The organism is Laedolimicola intestinihominis (genome assembly GCF_040096155.1).
GTDB lineage: Bacteria > Bacillota > Clostridia > Lachnospirales > Lachnospiraceae > Laedolimicola > Laedolimicola intestinihominis.
Genome location: NZ_JBBMFE010000001.1, coordinates 489,180 through 507,553, shown reverse-complemented (window position 1 = coordinate 507,553; position 18,374 = coordinate 489,180). Strand labels below are relative to the sequence as shown.

General features: G+C 44.8%; 21 protein-coding genes. 10 read left to right on the top strand and 11 right to left on the bottom strand.

Annotated elements, in window-relative coordinates:
- Position 1 precedes the first annotated feature (1 nt).
- Both WMO29_RS02290 and WMO29_RS02285 read left to right on the top strand, forming a co-directional pair.
- Complete coding sequence (locus WMO29_RS02290) at positions 2-208, top strand: transposon-transfer assisting family protein (protein ID WP_015529203.1); 207 nt, start codon at positions 2-4, stop codon at positions 206-208.
- Positions 205-570: a cysteine-rich VLP domain-containing protein gene (locus tag WMO29_RS02285; protein ID WP_118408363.1), complete on the top strand. Its 366-nt coding sequence runs from the start codon at positions 205-207 to the stop codon at positions 568-570. The genes WMO29_RS02290 and WMO29_RS02285 overlap by 4 nt, the downstream gene beginning before the upstream one ends.
- Positions 571-701: 131 nt before the next feature.
- Here WMO29_RS02285 and WMO29_RS02280 read toward each other — a convergent pair whose 3' ends face one another.
- The 4 genes from WMO29_RS02280 to WMO29_RS02265 all read right to left on the bottom strand — a co-directional run bounded on the left by WMO29_RS02280 (position 702) and on the right by WMO29_RS02265 (position 3,678).
- Entirely contained in the window at positions 702-1,364 is a 663-nt protein-coding gene (locus WMO29_RS02280) for a DUF8453 domain-containing protein (protein WP_173793641.1), read from the bottom strand.
- Positions 1,365-1,437: 73 nt separating this feature from the next.
- Positions 1,438-2,784: a relaxase/mobilization nuclease domain-containing protein gene (locus tag WMO29_RS02275; protein ID WP_308727898.1), complete on the bottom strand. Its 1,347-nt coding sequence runs from the start codon at positions 2,782-2,784 to the stop codon at positions 1,438-1,440.
- On the bottom strand, positions 2,745-3,074 hold the full coding sequence (locus tag WMO29_RS02270; RefSeq protein ID WP_118408367.1) for a plasmid mobilization protein: 330 nt from the start codon (positions 3,072-3,074) through the stop codon (positions 2,745-2,747). The genes WMO29_RS02275 and WMO29_RS02270 overlap by 40 nt, the downstream gene beginning before the upstream one ends.
- A gap of 244 nt (positions 3,075-3,318) precedes the next feature.
- The gene (locus tag WMO29_RS02265) at positions 3,319-3,678 is read right to left on the bottom strand and encodes a helix-turn-helix transcriptional regulator (protein WP_025578915.1); all 360 of its coding nucleotides are present in this window, start codon (positions 3,676-3,678) and stop codon (positions 3,319-3,321) included.
- Between the two features lie 223 nt (positions 3,679-3,901).
- On the opposite strand from WMO29_RS02265, the gene WMO29_RS02260 reads away from it, so the two are divergent.
- The 8 genes from WMO29_RS02260 (at position 3,902) to ychF (ending at position 10,726) form a co-directional block, all read left to right on the top strand.
- On the top strand, positions 3,902-4,576 hold the full coding sequence (locus WMO29_RS02260) for a response regulator transcription factor (protein ID WP_022215892.1): 675 nt from the start codon (positions 3,902-3,904) through the stop codon (positions 4,574-4,576).
- A complete protein-coding gene (locus WMO29_RS02255) occupies positions 4,564-5,886 on the top strand; it encodes a HAMP domain-containing sensor histidine kinase (protein WP_055039177.1) in 1,323 nt (440 codons plus the stop codon). Before WMO29_RS02260 ends, WMO29_RS02255 begins: the two co-directional genes overlap by 13 nt.
- Before the next feature lie 56 nt (positions 5,887-5,942).
- The gene (locus WMO29_RS02250) at positions 5,943-6,458 is read left to right on the top strand and encodes an immunoglobulin-like domain-containing protein (protein WP_173793642.1); all 516 of its coding nucleotides are present in this window, start codon (positions 5,943-5,945) and stop codon (positions 6,456-6,458) included.
- A 456-nt stretch (positions 6,459-6,914) separates the two neighbouring features.
- Positions 6,915-7,355 carry an RNA polymerase sigma factor gene (locus WMO29_RS02245; protein WP_118523597.1) on the top strand — a complete coding sequence of 147 codons (441 nt, stop codon included), beginning with the start codon at positions 6,915-6,917 and terminating at the stop codon, positions 7,353-7,355.
- Complete coding sequence (locus WMO29_RS02240; protein WP_032509957.1) at positions 7,336-7,593, top strand: helix-turn-helix domain-containing protein; 258 nt, start codon at positions 7,336-7,338, stop codon at positions 7,591-7,593. The genes WMO29_RS02245 and WMO29_RS02240 overlap by 20 nt, the downstream gene beginning before the upstream one ends.
- Positions 7,594-8,000: 407 nt before the next feature.
- A complete protein-coding gene (locus WMO29_RS02235; protein WP_006858659.1) occupies positions 8,001-8,249 on the top strand; it encodes an excisionase in 249 nt (82 codons plus the stop codon).
- Positions 8,250-8,356: 107 nt separating this feature from the next.
- Positions 8,357-9,553: a tyrosine-type recombinase/integrase gene (locus WMO29_RS02230; protein ID WP_006858658.1), complete on the top strand. Its 1,197-nt coding sequence runs from the start codon at positions 8,357-8,359 to the stop codon at positions 9,551-9,553.
- Positions 9,554-9,628: 75 nt separating this feature from the next.
- A complete protein-coding gene (gene ychF, locus WMO29_RS02225) occupies positions 9,629-10,726 on the top strand; it encodes a redox-regulated ATPase YchF (RefSeq protein ID WP_178038604.1) in 1,098 nt (365 codons plus the stop codon).
- Between the two features lie 102 nt (positions 10,727-10,828).
- Here the strand turns inward: ychF and WMO29_RS02220 are convergent, their stop codons facing one another.
- From WMO29_RS02220 to WMO29_RS02190, 7 genes are all read right to left on the bottom strand, one after another.
- On the bottom strand, positions 10,829-11,638 hold the full coding sequence (locus WMO29_RS02220; RefSeq protein ID WP_349163572.1) for an SseB family protein: 810 nt from the start codon (positions 11,636-11,638) through the stop codon (positions 10,829-10,831).
- 93 nt (positions 11,639-11,731) lie between these two features.
- Complete coding sequence (locus tag WMO29_RS02215; protein WP_349163570.1) at positions 11,732-12,595, bottom strand: DNA adenine methylase; 864 nt, start codon at positions 12,593-12,595, stop codon at positions 11,732-11,734.
- A 147-nt stretch (positions 12,596-12,742) separates the two neighbouring features.
- A complete protein-coding gene (gene greA, locus WMO29_RS02210) occupies positions 12,743-13,240 on the bottom strand; it encodes a transcription elongation factor GreA (RefSeq protein WP_349163568.1) in 498 nt (165 codons plus the stop codon).
- 3 nt (positions 13,241-13,243) lie between these two features.
- Complete coding sequence (locus tag WMO29_RS02205) at positions 13,244-14,410, bottom strand: DUF4317 domain-containing protein (RefSeq protein WP_349163567.1); 1,167 nt, start codon at positions 14,408-14,410, stop codon at positions 13,244-13,246.
- 87 nt (positions 14,411-14,497) lie between these two features.
- Positions 14,498-17,167: an NYN domain-containing protein gene (locus WMO29_RS02200; protein ID WP_349163565.1), complete on the bottom strand. Its 2,670-nt coding sequence runs from the start codon at positions 17,165-17,167 to the stop codon at positions 14,498-14,500.
- Between the two features lie 76 nt (positions 17,168-17,243).
- On the bottom strand, positions 17,244-18,035 hold the full coding sequence (locus WMO29_RS02195) for a DUF3169 family protein (RefSeq protein ID WP_349163564.1): 792 nt from the start codon (positions 18,033-18,035) through the stop codon (positions 17,244-17,246).
- A complete protein-coding gene (locus WMO29_RS02190) occupies positions 18,007-18,243 on the bottom strand; it encodes a helix-turn-helix transcriptional regulator (protein WP_349163563.1) in 237 nt (78 codons plus the stop codon). The genes WMO29_RS02195 and WMO29_RS02190 overlap by 29 nt, the downstream gene beginning before the upstream one ends.
- Positions 18,244-18,374: the final 131 nt, after the last annotated feature.

Here is an 18,374-nt window from a genome sequence, read left to right as displayed (position 1 = left end):
CATGATTAGACTGACCGTTGAAGAAATGAACCTGTTGAGTATTTACCATGAGGGAAGCAAAGCACAGCTTATGGAAAATATGACGGCTGCGCTGCCGTTCATGGACGAGGATATGCGCCCCTTTGCAGAACGCACCTTACAGAAAATTTCCCCACTAACAGAAAACGAGTATGCGGAGCTTGCCATTTTCGCCGCTGATGAAGTATGACCGGGAGTAAGCGGCTCACGCCGCCACAGAGCCGGAAAGTCAACAGCCTTGTAAAAAAGGAGTGCTGCAACTGCGAGCGCGGACACTGTATCTTACTGGACGACGGGGAGGAATGTGTATGCCCGCAGCTTATTTCCTATTCGCTTCTATGCAAGTGGTTTCAGATTGCCGTACTTCCTCTTGATAAGCTGCTGCATGCAGAGCTTTTCAAAACCGAGGACAAAAAGCGTTGTACCGAGTGCGGCACGTTCTTTGTATCAAAGTCTAACAGCGTCAAATACTGCCCGGACTGCCGGAAGCGTATTACCCGCAGACAGGCAGCGGAGCGCATGAGAAAACGGCGCGCCTTTGTTACGCAGTAGGGGCAAAAAAACCTTGATTTACGGGGCATAACAGACACGAAACTTGCATAAGCGATACGGAATACCTTTTCTCTTAAAATCGGGGTTCTACTGCGTAACAGATACTAAATACAAAACAGGGCGCGGACAGCCTATTGTTGGCTGTCTGCACCCTGTTCTTTTATTCGTTGTTCAACACTATCATCAATTTTAGAAATATCAATAAAACGTATCATTGATTTGTTTAATTTGTCTACGCTGTTTTTAAATTCGTCTAATTCGGAAATATAATCTAATATTCCTCTATATTCTTCAAAGTCAATAGATATTTTTTCTTTGTACTTCCGTTTGTATTTTCCTGTTTTGGAATAACAGTAGTTGATTTCCACCTCTTTTACTTCAAATTTCTTCAAAATATCAAAAACATTTACATCAAAAGATATTACCCACTGGCGATTTGGAAAAACAGCTATATTAGTTTTGCTTTTCTTATTAAGTCGTTCTTGTACTTCGGGAGAAAGTTGTTGTGTGAAATTTTTGCTAAATTCTAAACTTTTTATTTCTAAAGGACAAGAGCCAGTGTTTCTTAATACAATACACGCTAAAGTTGAGCGAACTAATTCAAAAGAAATTTGAAGATAGGGGCGATTTTTTTCATGCCGTTCTACTAATAGAAAAGCAATCGTAATCCATGCAGCTACCAGAGCAAAAAATGCAATAATTGTATCCTCACTTGGAGCTGAGTTAAGCTTTTCCACTGCTTCAACCAACCGTTGTAATAATTCTTCTGTTTCCAACAATATTTCATTTTCCATAAAAGCACCTCACGATTACTTAATCTATTGCAAATAATTATAGCAAATTAAGAATAAGCAAACAATTATAACTTTATTCCCGTTCCTTTCCTTTCTCCCGTTCCGGCTCTTTCCCCTGCCGCAAAATGCTGTCTATGTTCTGTTTGATAACGTCGTATTCCTTGACCTGTTTTTTCAGATTTCCATAATCAGCGTAAAGGGCTTCTTTCTGCGCTTGGAGTTTCCCGTATTCTTCCTGCATGGCGGCAAGATTGGGGAGCTTGGTAACGCCCGCCGCTTTCAATGCCTTTGCCGCCGCTTCATGGAGTATCAGACTGCTTTCCTGCTTTGCCCGGTATGCGTCCTTATCCTTTACCCTGCGGTATGCTTCATAAACAGGTTTTGTCTTTTGGTAGGTGGTAACGTGCTTCATCAGCACCGCCATATCTGTAAGACGCTTTTCCACGCTCTTTAATGCGTCTGCTGTCTTTACATTTTCCGCATTTATTTCCTCAATCCGGCTGATTAAATCTGCGTACTGCTCAATCTTATGTTCTGTCAAGAAATTCATAGTCTTTGCAGCCAGTTTCAGATTATGGATTTTCGCCCACTGTTCATAGCCCCAGCTCTCTTGTGCTTTGATACTGTTTTCAATGTCAATAAGCAACGATACGCCGCGCTGCTCTTTGGGAGCTTTCGCCGCCTTTGTGCGCTTGCCTGCAATCCGTTCTTTGATTGCTTCCGCTGTATAGTCTGCACCGAGAGTTTTTAAGCGGGTAAACCGTTCCTGTCCGGGAGCGCGACAGGAGATATATTTTCCCGGCTTTATTTCATAGCCTGCCGCCTGTAACCGCTGCAACAATTCTTCAAAACTTGCCACTTGGGGGATAAGTGTATCAACGGCAATTTTCAGCTTGCCTTTCCAACTTGTACCGACCTTTTCCGCTTGATATTCTGCATAGCTTTTTCCCTTGCTGCCTTTGCCCGGAACGACAACAGACAGCCCGTTTTCCCGACACAGCTTATCGCTCATGTTCCGTATGCCGTAGTAGCTGCGCTTATTGGAATTGTATTTATGGTAGTCAACAAAATTGACCGCACAAAAAATGATATGGTTATGGATATGCCCTTTGTCTATGTGGGTAGTTAAGACGTATTCATGCTGTCCCTTTGTTACCGCGTCGGCAAGCTGCTTTCCGATAGCGTGGGCTTTCTCATAGTCTACTTCTCCCGGCTCAAAGGACTGTATCAAATGGTGGGCGAGATTGTTCCCTTTCTCTATGGCTTGTGCAAGCGTAAATCCGAACTCAATGTCTGCCGTTTCATAGCTGCACCCAAAGGAGGACACAAGCATTTTCCCGTCTGTTTTATCCGGGTTTTGGATATAGTCAAGGGCTTTGCTCAACGTGCTTTTAATAGGCTTAATCTTTGTAACCGCCATATCTCCGCAAGCACCCCCTTTATTTCCTCTATGTCCTCTTGGTAGACGCTGCCTGTCGCATTGACACGCTTTGCAATCTGATTGATGTTGACCCCGATTTTCTGTATCTCTGCTGTCATGGCTTTTATGTCGCTATGGTCTGTCTGAATGATATACCCGTCAATGGCAATCTTGCGAAGATACGCCGCCATGTTCCGGGTGGGGACGAGCTTCATTTTCTGTTCAATCAATGTCCTTTCTTCCTCTGTTACATAGAATTTGATTTGTATTTTTCTTTTGCGTCCGTTCATGCAATCGCTCCTTTCCATTCCGAGGGTTTGGGACACTTCCCAACAAGCAATTTTCAACCGACACACCGCAGGACGGGAGGGCGAAAATACGGAAAAGGGTACTCTTTTCCTATGCTTGCTAAGAAAGTTTTTTCCTCACTTACCACTACAACGAAACTTCCAGTATGCCAAAAAAAGTGCAAAAGAAAAACGCCGCAATCCTGCGACGCTTCAATCACTTTATGCAGACAAAAACGAGGGAACTTTATTCCCCCGTCCTGTCGTTGTTGGCTTCCTCTATGCCTTTTGCAGTAGCAGACATGATTTTTAAGTCCGTTTCGCTCATAGTGTCAAGCATGGTATCGAGCTGACGGCGGCGTGTGGACTTCTCCTGTTCCCGTTCCGGGAAAAAGAACTGGTCTACTGATACGTCAAGCAGGGTTACAAGCTCATACAAAATCTGTAAACTTGGGTGCTGCCCGCTGTTCTCAATGGACGCGATATATCGGGGCGCAATATTCAGCGTGTCGGCTAACTGATTGCGTGATATTCCCTTTGCTTTTCTTGCTGCTTTAATGGCTTGTCCGAAAGCCTTAAAATCAAATTTCTCTTTACTCTGCTTCATAATCATTTCACCCAGTTACATTTTACCGTTCACCTTTCTTTCAAGATATGAGTACACATATCATAGTATTGATAGTAATAGAGCATAAAACGTGCAGAGTAAGGTTGCTATCACTCATACTGCCATATATAATATCTAATGACATCGAAAAATAAAGAAATTGATTAGAAATAGATTTTTGTTTGATAATCTTAAATCAGATATTTACAAGGGAGGTATATTTATGGCGCAGAGTATTTTAATTGTAGACGATGAAAAAGAAATTGTATCAATGCTGTATTGCTATTTCAGCAAACTTGGATATACGGTATATACTGCAACAGCAGGAAATGCTGCATTAAAAGAAGTAGAAAAAAAACCTGACATTATTTTGTTAGACGTTAATATGCCAGATATTGATGGATTTACTGTTTGTGAAAGAATACGGGATTATGTTTCATGCCCTATAATTTTTTTAACAGCACGCATTGAAGATAGTGATAAAATAAAAGGATTTTCTATTGGCGCAGACGACTATGTAATAAAACCATTTTCTGTTGATGAATTAGAAGCTCGCATTGCAGCACATCTTCGCAGAGAAAAAAGACACAATACATCTTCAAAGGTGCAATTTGATGAAGATATGGTTATAGATTATTCCTCACGTATTGTGTTTTATCATAATAAGGATATGGCTTTTACCAAAAAAGAATTTGATATAATATCTTTCCTTTCGCAAAACAAAGGAATTGTTTTTGACCGGGAAACTATTTATGAAAAAGTTTGGGGATTAGACGGCATTGGTGATAATACAGTTGTTACAGAACATATCAGACGTATTAGGGCAAAATTTTTATCTTTAGGCGATAGACCTTACATTGAAACTGTTTGGGGGTGCGGATATAAATGGAAAAATTAAAGAGAAGCAGATTGTTCAATCGGTTAAATAGCATGAGTATTAGAATGTCCTTTGTTCTTTATGCTTTGTTTTCGTTGTTGATTGGAATAATTATTTGTATATTTTTAATTTCAATGGTTGACAGATACAGAATAAATTTAAACTATAAGTATGAAAATATGTCAACAAGGTATGATATACCGGAAAATGGCTCATTTACCGCCACTTATAGTAATGACCAAACAAAATATACAATATTTGACACGAAAGGAAACGAGATATGCAAGTTCAATGTTGATTATCAAAAAGAACGCCCAGTACACGAATATGTCTATCCGAACCATGTTTCATATATCGAAGTTTTACCTAATTTTACAAGCCGGGATAGGCTTATTGACAGTGCTTTAGGTTCATTAAATATTGCAATTATTCCTATCGTATTATCTATTAGTATGATATGTTGTGTAACATTTTTTTATAAAAAAAAATTATCAAAACCCATTAAGCTATTAACTAATGCGTATCATAAAATTGAAGCAAATGACTTAGATTTTACATTATCATATCCATTAAATGATGAAATGGGGAAACTCTGTCACGCCTTTGAAAAAATGAAAGATTGTTTGTCAAAGAATAATGAAACTATGTTTAGACAATTTGCTGAACAGCGCCGTTTGAATGCTGCTTTTTCACATGACTTACGCACTCCTTTGACTTTACTAAAGGGTCATGCTACTATGTTGCTTTCCTTTATTCCCAAAGGCTTAGTATCACAAGAAGAAATATTAGACGAAATATCAGTAATGTCAAAAAATATTTCACGTCTTGAAAAATATGTAAATGCTATGACGAACTTATACAGGTTAGAGGATATTGATATTCCACGACAACAGATTACATTTCATTCACTTATTGATAATTTTAATAACACAGCAGAAGCACTTTGTTATGACAAACATTTTTCAATTACTGCAAGCGGTGATAATATAACCTTGTTTATCAATTTAGATACAGTCATGCAGATTTATGAAAATTTACTCTCTAATAGTATTAGATATGCAAAAAGTGATATTGCTATTAGCGTAGTAATAGAGAATAATAATTTGGTTATATCTGTTTCAGACGATGGTTGCGGGTTTAAAAATATTGAGATTGAAAAAGCAACATTACCATTTTATAAATCATCAAAAGATATATCTACTGAACATTTGGGGTTAGGGCTGAATATTAGTAAGATTTTAAGTGAAAGACATGGCGGAAATATCCAAATTGCTAATAATAAAGCAGGGGGAGCATGTGTTACAGTGAAAATAAATTGCAATGAAAGTTGATTGAAAATAGACATTTTATTGCTATTATAAATTTAAAAGAAAGGAGATAATGACAAATGAAAAAAATAATATGTATGTTTCTAACTTTATTGCTATCGGTGTGTATTGTTGGGTGTAGTCAAACAAAGGACAGTGATAATCATGTAGTACAAGATTATTCCGAAGAATATGAGGTTTCTCCTTATGGAAGTGAAGAAGAACTTGACACTTTGGACGATTTGAAGATTTCAATGAGTACAGAAAAGGATTTAGATTTGAAGCACCTTTCATTTCTAATAGAAAATACTTCTGATAAAGAATACCGATATTCACCAAATTATTTTGAAATAGAAGCTGAACAATCCGGCACTTGGTATCAACTTGAACAGCTTGATGACCCCTCAAAGAGCAATGAAAAGGATTGTTTTATTAAGCCTAACGAACGATTAACATTAGAAATTGATGTTAAAAGTTTTTATGGAGAATTGCCTGCTGGACACTATCGTTTGATTAAACAATTTGCGTTCTTTGAAAGTGAAAGAGATTGGGATTACGATACATATAATTTATCTTGTGAATTTACGATAAGGTAAAAACTCTCTACTTCATAAGCATGAAATAAAAAAAACCGCTTATGAAGTAGAAAGTTCTCATGCCATTCTAACGGCGGTTTTGAAATAACAATCAAAACCGTCGTTTTCTTTTGAAAATCTAAAACAGAGGACATATTAAAATCCTGCTATTTGGGGACACGACGGTATCAAGGAGGTATCGCCATGTCCTTTTTTCTATACCCTAATGGGTTACTATCAAAAAAAGCCATTATCCACCGACGGGGTATTCCGGCTATGTAGATGAACTATCAAATCAATTAAATACTGCTGTTATTTCCTATGCGTCTGTCTGCATTTTGCAGGCAGGCGCATTTCGCATTTTACAGAAGATTTTTCAAAAACTTTGCCCTCTTTTTGGCAAAGCAAAAAGTCGCCTGTATTATCCCGCGAAAAGGGGAGGTACTACCGCCTTTCGGCAGAAAGGAGGTGAACACCATGACACCTAATCGCAGGGAATTTGAAAAACAATGTACGTTTCAAAAGTTCTGTAAATCAGTGCTGCACAATGAAGCGTGCAACGCCCATGAAGAAATTCGTCGGCGCAGAGTTCGGGAAGTTACTTTTTCCGACCTTGCCTTGTATGAGGAACGGCAGCTTTATACCGTCGATAAGTATTTTCAAGATGAAGAAGCAGAGCCGTCTTATCAAATGGCAGGAAAAGAAATAACCCCAAAACTGCTACTTGAAGCTATCCGGGCTTTACCCGAAGAACGGCGCAAAATTGTACTGCTGTATTACTTTGAGGGATTGACTGATATAGAAATCGCAAAGCAGCTCAATATCTCAAGAAGTACGGTACAGTATCGCCGGACAAGTTCCTTTGAGCAGTTAAAAAAATATTTGGAGGAAAACGCTGATGAATGGATTGAATGGTAATCAAAACGACTACCCGGAAAATGCCCTTGTTCCCTATCCCGTTATTTTGGCGGCGAGCAAAGGCGACCCGGATGCAATGAAGATTGTATTGCAGCATTTCAGCGGCTACATAGCAAGTCTTTCCATGCGGAAGCTCTATGATGAGCGAGGAAATGTTTATTTTGGAGTAGACGAAGAAATACGTGAAAGGCTGCAAGCAAAACTAATGAGGGCAATCCTCACATTTAGGGCTGAATAAAGCAACGCGGTATTGGAACGCTTCCCCCTTTTCCGTTCCATATCGCAGAACAGCCCCCTGCTCTTTGACAAAGAAAGCGGCGCAATAGAACGGCGACGCAGTATAAGGCAAATCGGATACATTCGATATATGGGGAGCCGTTGGGCTGATACGCCATGACCGAAAGGAGGGACAAAACGAGCGAGAATTATCAGTGTTCCAAAGCAGACTTAGCAACTCTGCCGCCACAATCCATATATCGGTATAATGATACTCCTTTACCGCCGTAGTCCGAGCGTTAGAAGCGTCGCAGGCAACGGGTAGAGCTGCATGAGAACCATGCGGAAGTGAAATTCTTGTGAGGTTTGCTAAGACCGTCTGACGAGCCTATTTTTTGTTAAATTGAAAAAAGATAGGGGGAAATTCTAATGAATAAATCAAATAGCAGTGAAGAAAAAGAACTGCATTTATATAAGGAAACAGAAGTAAAAGTTCCTATTCATTTGAAAATAACATTAACAATAAAGGAAGCGGCTGAATATAGCAACATAGGTATCAATAAGATTGACTCCATGTTAAAACAGCCAAACTGCCCTTTTGTTTTATATGTTGGAACACGAAAGTTAGTGAAGCGTAAAGAATTTGAGGAATACATTCGCCGAGAATTGATTATATAGCCTTTAATAGCTGAAATATTTGTCTGTTAAGATTGAAAAAACGGAGTCCTTGTGATATACTTTATATTTGCGTTGGACTCTTTTTTTTAACGTGAAAGGAGTCCGTCATGGGAAAAAATTTAAAAGGCAAAGAGTGTGGAAAAGGTATTTGTCAAAGAAAGGACGGTTTGTATTTCGCAAGATTTTATGCTAAAAATGGTGCGCGTCAAAATGGATATTTCAAAACGCTGCCCGAAGCAAAAAAATGGCTTGCTGACGCAAAGTATGAAGATACACATAATCTAATCGTTACTGCGCCTGATATGACAGTAGACAAATGGTTCAATTATTGGATTGATAATATCATTTGTGACCTTGCGCCAAATACGATAAGAAATTATCGTGAGCGTTACGAAAAAAATATTCAACCATTGATAGGAACTATGTGTATAGCTGATGTAAAACCTATGCACTGTAAAGCTGTCTTAAATCGAATGGAAACAGAATATGCAGGCTCAACAATCCGGCAGACCTATATTTCAATGGGAACTATGTTCAAATCAGCAGTTATGAATGATATTATTGCAAAGCACCCTATGAATGGTGTTCGATATACGAAACCAGTCCGGGCAGTAGATGATATTAAATACTTAACCGTTGAGGAACAGGAAAAGTTTCTTGAAGCCGCAGAGCGTTCTCATAATTATAGACAGTATGCTTTGTTATTAGAAACGGGTTTGAGAACGGCTGAATTGATTGGTCTGACATGGGACGCTATCGATTGGAAAAAACGTACTTTAACTGTAAATAAGAGTTTAGAGTATCGACACAGCCGGAGATATTGGCGTGCCGGTCCGCCTAAAACGAAAAAAAGTTATCGTACTATTCCGCTTACAGAACGCGCATATACAATCCTAAAAAGTTGTTATGATGAAAAAGATACCCGGAAAGAGTCTGAAATGCTTTCACAGATTTTGGAGTACACAGACAGCAGAACGGGAGAAAAGAAATGTCTTGTCATGCGGGATTTGGTATTTATCAACTGGCGAACAGGAGAACCTGCTAAAAACAGTTCCTACGATACACATTTATATAAATTGTGTGATGAAGCTGGTATTAAGCGTTTTTGTATGCACGCCTTACGACACACTTATGCTACACGCGCGATTGAACGCGGCGTACAACCTAAAGTTTTACAGCAACTATTAGGACACGCAAGTATTAAAACAACAATGGACAGGTATGTCCATGTTACGGACGAGTCCCTTGCAAAAGCTGTTCAGCAATTTGAAGCAGCTACACCCACAGTTGAAAAAAGGGTGTAAAAAGGGTGTAATAAAAATATAGAGAAAGGCGAAAACCCGCATAAATAAAGGGTTTTCGGAAAGGTAAAGATAAAAATGAAATTAGGTATCGTGGGTCTGCCGAATGTCGGCAAGAGTACCCTGTTCAATTCCCTGACCAAGGCAGGCGCTGAATCCGCCAACTATCCTTTCTGCACCATCGACCCCAACGTGGGTGTGGTAGCCGTACCGGACGCCCGTCTGGGACTGCTGGCAGATATGTACCATTCCGCCAAGGTAACCCCGGCGGTCATTGAGTTTGTGGATATCGCAGGTCTGGTAAAGGGCGCGTCCAAGGGCGAGGGCCTGGGCAATCAGTTCCTGGCCAATATCCGCGAGGTGGACGCTATTGTACACGTAGTCCGCTGCTTTGAGGATCCCAATGTCATCCATGTAGACGGCAGCGTCGATCCCATCCGTGACATCGAAACCATCAATCTGGAGCTGATTTTCTCCGATCTGGAGATTCTGGAGCGCCGTATTTCCAAGACAGTCCGCGGCGCCCGCAATGATAAGACTCTAGCCAAGGAGCTGGAGCTTCTGAACCGTCTGAAGGCATGGCTGGAGGATGGAAAAATGGCTTCCGGTTTCACCACAGACGACGAGGATGAACAGGCATGGCTGACCAGCTACAACCTGCTGACCTACAAACCGGTGATTTTCGCAGCCAATGTAAGCGAAGATGATCTGGCAGACGACGGCGCGTCCAACCCACATGTGGAAGCCGTTCGGAAATACGCAGCCGAGAACGGCAGCGAGGTATTTGTCATCTGCGCACAGATTGAGGAAGAAATCTCCGAGCTGGATGATGATGAGAAATCCATGTTCTTGGAAGACTTAGGCCTGAAGGAGTCCGGCCTGGACAAGCTGATCCGCGCAAGCTACCATCTGCTTGGTCTTATCAGCTACCTGACCGCCGGTGAGACCGAGACCCGCGCATGGACCATTACCCGCGGAACCAAGGCTCCCCAGGCAGCCGGTAAGATTCACTCTGACTTTGAGCGTGGCTTTATCCGTGCCGAGGTGGTCAATTATCAGGATCTGCTGGATTGCGGCAGCTATTCCGCTGCTAAGGAAAAGGGCCTGGTAGGTCTGGAAGGAAAGGATTATGTGGTGAAAGACGGCGATGTGATTCTATTCCGCTTCAACGTGTAAAATCTGTATCGAGATGCCCGGAAGGGCAGAAAACAAGCGTAATTAAGGGAGTTAACGATTCACCATTCCGGCGTTTCGGTAACTCCCTTTTCTATTCGTAATTTACTGCTGTTTTGCCAGCGCTTCTACCTTATCCCGCTGAAGCAGTAGATTGAAGCCTGCCGGATTCAGCGCAAAGCCTTTCGCATTCTGAATCAGCGGCGGAACCAGCTTCTGGAACGGCGCGGACAGAGCCTGCAGCTTCCGGGGATTCTTCTGGCGGAACTTTTCAAACTCCCACAGATCGGAGAAAATCGGCTGAATAATATCACCCGTCGAATTCTTCAGATAGGGAACCTTCACATCCGGATTCGGCTTCGTCAGATCCAACGCCCCTTTCACATCTGTGACATCCAACGCCAGCACAAAGCGGGAACGACGCAGGTTCGCGATGAGCTCCTGCTCCATCTCCCGCAGGCGGGCATTACGCTCCGGATCCGGCGTATTCTGATTGGGGCGGCGCAGCTCCTGCAGAAAATAAACGGCTGTCAGCTGCAGCGAATCATTCATCACCGGCGGCATATTGTCCTTCTGCTCCGGCTTTTTCACCGTGACAACCGCGCTTAAATCCAGATAGCAGAAGCCTGCTCCGTTGTGGAACGCTACCCGATTAATACCGGTCAGATACAGTCCCGTATAAAAAGCTGACATCTTATCCTTGATAATCTCCGTCACCACCGTCGGCTGATTCTCTTCCTCCAGCTTTTCGGCATATTCCTTTGCATCCTGCTCCTGCTCAAATATCGCCGTCTGATCGTCAAAGGTCTCCGAATCGCATTCCGCAAAGGGAAGATTCGTTGCTTTCGAAGTCAGAACGTAAAAATGATCCAGTTTCTGTAAATTTTTTATCATCAATCTATTGTCCGTACTCATATCGCGCATTCCTCTTTCCAATAGCCTGTCGTGGCCTCATTTCCTATTATTTTACCAGAATCCGGGCTGTCTGGCAAGACACAGCAATTTTTATCACTTTTTTCTGGTTCTGCGTTTCGGCCTGATCGCTTCCCCGTAATTTCGAATGATCACTTCCTTGCCCCGACGCTTCTTCGGATCGGAATTGATGGCGCGGCGCACGTCGATCTCCTCAATCAGGAAGCCTTCATACAGTTCCTGAATCAGTTCCGTGTTGTGATTGGTCAGCATACAGTAGACACCTTTTTTCGTCAGCTCCCGGAAAAGTTCCGCCAGACGGCGGTGTTCCTCTTCCGTGAATCCTTCCTTGGTATAGGAATCAAAGGAAGTAGGATTCAGCGGCGCGTAAGGACTGTCGAAGTAGATGAAATCGCCTTTCTGCACACCTGCAAGGGCCTGCTCAAAATCCTGACAGGTGATGGTCACGGACTTCAGATAAGCGGAAATAGCCTTGATATTCTCCATATCCATAGAGCGGATCGACTGCTTCTGATTCCAGGGAACGTTGAACTCGCCCTTGGCATTGACCCGGTAAAGACCGTTAAAGCAATGCTTATTCAGGTAAATGAACAGGGCTGCCATCTCGGTATCGTAAGAACTGTTTAAGCGCTTCTCATTATAACGGCTGCGCAGCTCATAATAAAATTCCCGAGTACAGGTAACCTTGTCCAGTTCCATCAGCTTCTCCAGAAGCGCGTCCAGATGATCCCGTATCTCGGTGTAGGTGTGAACCAACTCCTGGTTGATATCGTTAATCCGGGCTTTCTCCGGCGCCAGAGACAGTACCATTGCCCCTCCGCCCACAAAGGGCTCATAATACGCGTTGTAAGTATCCGGCATACGGATATAGAGCTGCTCCAGCATCTGTCGCTTGCCGCCGGCCCATTTGACAAATGGGACCATGGTTGTTGTATTCATAACATTTCCCCGTTTTTCTTTGTATTTATCTGATCTGGTACGGACATTCAGGGCACAGACAGCAGCCCCGCCCTTATGGGCTATCCGCTGCTCGCGCAGCTCCTGTCCGTGGCTTGATGGGCATTTTGCTGCGCCCTGAACTGACGCTCAAAACTTTCGAATGCTTTCTTCTTCGCCGCCGTCCTTGTCGATGGAGCGGATCTGCACGTCGTAGCCGCCGTCGCCTACCCGGACATGGACACGGTCACCGGCCTTATGTCCCAGAAGGGCTTTGCCAAGCGGTGATTCGATGCTGATACGACCCTCCAGGGAATTTCCCCGGATAGATGTGACGATTTTCACTTCCTCGGTCTCATCCTCATCTTCATAGTAAAGCACTACCTTGGTATCCATGCCGACCTCGTCAGCTCCCGAATGATCCTCCACCACTTCTGCCGTCTTCAGCATTCTCTCCAGATAGCGGATGCGGCTTTCATTCTGGTTTTTATCCTTCTTAGCAGCATAATATTCAAAATTCTCGCTCAGATCTCCATGGGCCCGTGCTTCTTTGACCGCCTCAATGGCTTCTTTCCGGACCACCAGCTTCCGATGCTCGATTTCCTGCTGAATCTTCTCCACATCCTGCTTTGTCAACTGCTCCCGCATGAATTATTCCTCTCCTTCACCCATTCGCTCACTGTAGCTTCCTGTCCGCATTGTGCGAACCGAAATTCCATTTACCTCCACCCGGTCATCCACCGGAATCACCAGGCACTGCCTGCCGTCAATGATACGGGTTTCCACCAGATCCGCCCGTTCCGGATTTACCTGAATCACCACATCCGGAGCTTTGATCTCAAATTTTCTTGTATTCATCACATTGGATGCCAGAAATTCCGTATTGGCCCCGGCGGATTCCTCATAGCGCTCCTCAAGCTCCGTCATTTTTTCTGCTTCCACGCCGCTTTCCGCAAAGAGCTGCTTCACCTCCGCCTTGCTCAGCACCAGCGGCTCCGGCTCATCCTTTTTTTCCTCCGCCATCTCGTAGAGCCTCTCATGGATGTTGCGGACGGCTTCGTAATCGCACTCTTCGCCCAACGTCTCCTCGATCATGGCATTGAAGGTGTCCTTCTGATCGGCGGCTGTCAATGGCGTACCGCAGCCGAACATTCCCTCCACGAAATCATCTTTCAGTTCTTCCGCATTTTTGGAATAGTAAAGCATACTATGTAAATCTGTGCTGCGATCCTGAAAGGCCGGGAACAGGAATCCCGCCATGGGCAGATCCACCAGCCAGTCCCGGACGCGGGAGCCGAAGCGGTTACTCTCCGCATCGTAGCTTAAGCCCGCCTTGGACAGATTTACCGGGCAGATGGTACAGAGCAGATATTCATATACCTCATCCGATGCGTCGAACATTTCCTCATTATCAGAGGATTTTCCCGGCACATCATACATGCCGTGTACCAGCAGAATCAGATAGTTCTCGCCATACTCGTAGTTCTCTATGATTTTATCATAGAACTGCTCCAGAAGCACATCATCCTTCAATTTACTGTCGCGAAGCTTCAGCAAAAACTCCTGCTGCCCGCCTTCCATCTCCGCGTCCAGGGGGAATTCCAGATTTACCAGGTTCTTTCCCACGGTGCCGGATAGGCTCTTCCGGAAGATTTCAAAATACTTGAAGCATTCTTCCTCGGACTGAGCGAGAAAGGCTTCCTTCATCTCACTTTTTTTATTCTTCTCGCCGTCCACATAACATGCGCAAAGTCTGGTCAGCGCGCAGTTCTGGGGGGTAAACTGCTTCTTGATTTCCGCAATTTCTTTTTTATTCATGCAAAAATTCACTCCTGAATCTGTTTTCTCTTTTCATACTTTGTTTTTTCACTGAAGGCATCTTTTTCATGCAATTGTAAAATTCTGTCATTCTTCTGCTGCCAGAATCTCCTCTATCCAGCCACGGACTTCATCAGACAGGTTCTCAAACAGATAGTTTTTTCCACCCACAGGCTTCTTCTCCAGTGTCTCTCTGAGTTCGCTGCCGGTTACATCCACCAGCTCCCGCAGTCCCGCAGCCGAAAGCCTTGATGCCCCCTGACCCATGATAATCACCTGTTCCAGGCCGTCGGAAGTAGCCACTGTCACCTGATACTTTCGACCCAGTTCATGGACTGTCTTCTCAATGTATTGATCCGCTGTCTCGGCTTCTTTTGTATACACCACATGAATGTTGTGATATTTAAAGATTTCTCTGGTTCCGCCTTCCACGCGATAAGCGTCAAAAACCAGAATCAGGGTACAGCCCAGCGCGCCCTGCAGATTGGACAAAATATCCATCAGCTTTCCACGGGCAGACTCCAGATTGATTTCTGACAGTGCTTTCAGATCTTCCCATGCAAAAATAATATTATAACCATCCACCAGAAGATATTCTTTTTCCTTTTTACGGAACTTAATTTCCCGCTTTTCTGTATCCTCCGATTCCTTTCGGAAGCTGCGCTCCACCCGGCCCACACCCTGACGGTCGCGCCGGATCGGCCCGTAAGTCCGCTCAAAAATCTCATCCAGCTCCTTCGGATCCACGGATCCCAGAGACGACTGACTGCGTCTCGCCGTCTCCAGTCCCGCTTCTTTCGGCTCCTTTTTCGGACGCAGCACGCTGTCCAGATGCATATAGGAAAAAACCTGATTCCATGGTACGTAAAAGCCTGCTCCATGGGCACAGAACACGGAGCCTGTCGGGTTCAGTATGTCCGCCTCTGAATCATACCCCGCTGCCGCAATCACCGCTTCCCCATTGCCGCAGGGACCGTAGCCCTTCAGGGTACAGGACAGGTGTCCCAGACCTCTCGTATAGGCAGTCATCTCTGCAGCATAGCCCTGCATCTGTGATACGGGCGCAGAACCGCTTAATACCATCTGGCCATTCTCATTCTCCGGCTCGGAAAATGTACCGGACATCTTCTGAATATCCGTCATGGCCCGTCCCAGCTTATCCGCCGGAACTGTAAGACGGAACTCATAGAAAGGCTCCAAAAGCACGCTTTTCGCCTGCTTCAGCCCCTGCCGTACCGCCCGGTAGGTGGCCTGCCGGAAATCACCGCCCTCTGTATGCTTGGCGTGGGCTCTGCCTGCCGCCAGCGTAATCTTCATATCCGTAATCTCCGCCCCGGTCAACACGCCCGGATGACTCCGTTCCGTCAGATGAGTCAGAATCAGCCTCTGCCAGTTCCGATCCAGCTCGTCCTCGCTGCAGCTGCTTGCAAAAGTCAGACCGCTTCCCGGCTCGCCGGGCTCCAGGATCAAATGTACCTCCGCATAATGGCGCAAGGGTTCGAAATGACCCACTCCCTCCACTACATTTTCGATGGTTTCCTTGTATACAATACTGCCTGCCCCAAACTCCACCGGAACGCCAAAGCGCTCCTGCATCAGGCTTTTTAAGATCTCAATCTGTACTTCGCCCATCACGCGCACATGAATCTCGGAAAGCTCCTCTCTCCAGACCACATGCAGCTCCGGAAGCTCCTCCTCCAAACGGCGAAGCTTCTGAAGAAGTTCATGCAGATTGCAGTCCTTCGGAGGCAGTAACTGGTAAGTTAATACCGGTTCCAGGGACGGAGCCGGGCCCTTTTCTTCCATTCCCAGTCCTTCGCCCGCCCAGGTGCGGGAAAGTCCTGTCACTGCGCAGATCGTGCCAGCCGACGCCTCCTGAACGTTTTCAAAGCTGCCGCCGGAATAGAGACGAATCTGATCCGCCTTTTCCTCCCAGGCTTCTCCATCTGTCTCGCCCTGGATAAGCTGTTTTACCTTCAATGAACCGCCCGTCACCTTCAGATAGCTTAAGCGGCTGCCCTGTTCATCCCGGCCAATCTTGTATACACGAGCGCCGAATTCCGTCGGATAGATATGTCGCTCCATATAACGCGCCATGGCGTCCAGGAATTCCTGCACGCCTTCATCTTTCAGAGCGGATCCAAAATAACAAGGATAAATCTTACGCTCCCTGATCTTATGAGCGATACTCTCTGTGCTCAACGTTCCCTGTTCCAGGAACTGTTCCAGCAGCGCCTCATCGCAGACCGCCGCGTCCTCACAGATATCCGCCTCTGCCCGATCTGCCGTAAAATCCACACAGCGTCCATCCAAAGCGCCCTTTAATTCTGTCAGAAGCGCCATACGATCCGTTCCTGGCTGATCCATTTTATTCACAAATAAGAAAACCGGGATCCGGTACTTCTTCAAAAGCTTCCACAGTGTCCGCACATGAGCCTGCACACCATCTGCACCATTGATCACCAGAATCGCATAGTCCAGCACCCAAAGAGTGCGCTCCATCTCTGCAGAGAAGTCCACATGTCCCGGTGTATCTAAAAGCGCTGCTTTCCAGTCCCCCAGCTGAAGCTGGGCCTGGCTTGCAAAGATCGTAATGCCTCTGGCCCGCTCCAGACTGTGTGTATCCATATGGGCGTCGCCATGATCTACGCGGCCTGCCTTTCGGATGGCACCGCACCGATAGAGCATGGCTTCCGCCAAAGTTGTTTTTCCCGCGTCCACATGGGCCAGGATTCCGATTGTCGTTCTCTTTTCCATAAATTCAAACCTCGGATTCCATTCTAACACAAAATGTGTGTTCGGGGAAGAACTTATTTTCCAACCGGCTGTATTCTTATCTCACCAGCGCTCTCGTTTTTCTCAGCTTTACACAGTAATGCGAGTATGTAAACTGCATCAGCAGCCAGATAACGGATACTACTACCACCGCAAACATACCTGTATCAAAATACAAATTCGCTACCATCGTTCCCACAAGCAGAACCGGGACTGTCCGGTTCACTGTCATATAGGCCTTATAAGCACTCCGGTATATGATCTCTTTCTCCGCTTCATCACAGCTCTCCAGCCACTGCTCCTGGAACTTCAGTGAAGACGGTTCGCCCTTTTTCTCCGGATGGGTTTTCTGAAGCAGCTTCACATAGCGAATCTGCCAGAAATACTCATAGATAAAGCAGGCGATAAACACGATGCAAGCTGCCAGGAAACGAAATGCATGGCCGTCGCTTGTGATATACTTCATAGAGTAGCCAAAGGTCAAAACCAGAATACTGAGCACCTGGGATACCACACTTATATTCATTCCAAAGGCCCCTTCTTTTTCTTCCTCATATTCCAGCCGATCGCATTCTTCATCCTCCGCTGTCTGCTGCTTTTCACAGGTCGCTTTCAGCCTCCGGTAACTGGTCTCCCCCAGAATCACAGATGCTGCAAAAATGATTCCCAGAAGCGGCGTCATCACACTTTGAATCAACGCAGTGATTCCTGCCATATCAATTCCAATTCCAGATGCTTTGGTTGCCTCATAAAGTCCACCGGAAATACCTCCCGCCACGCCTCCTATCGCTGCGGCAACTGCGATAATTTTCAGACCTCTTTTATAACTGTTGACTTTTTTCTCTTTCATCTTCCCCATCCTCCTCATACCGGAAAATATCCTCTACCTGTACCTCGCAAATCATTGCCAGCTTCAAAGCCAGTGTCACCGACGGCGAGTAATCGCCCCGTTCAATCAGACTGATTGTCTGCCGGGATACGCCCGCCTTCTTCCCCAGCTCCGTCTGATTCATATTCAGCCGGGAGCGGTATTCCTTTAAACGATTTAATAACGGCATAATGTTCAGTTCTCCTTTGTGTTTGACAACTTTTCTTGTCATTGTTATCATAGCATTGACAAGGATAGTTGTCAAGATGTTTTGACAAGTCTTTTTGTCATTTAAATTTGGTGATATGTCGTTGTCAGTTA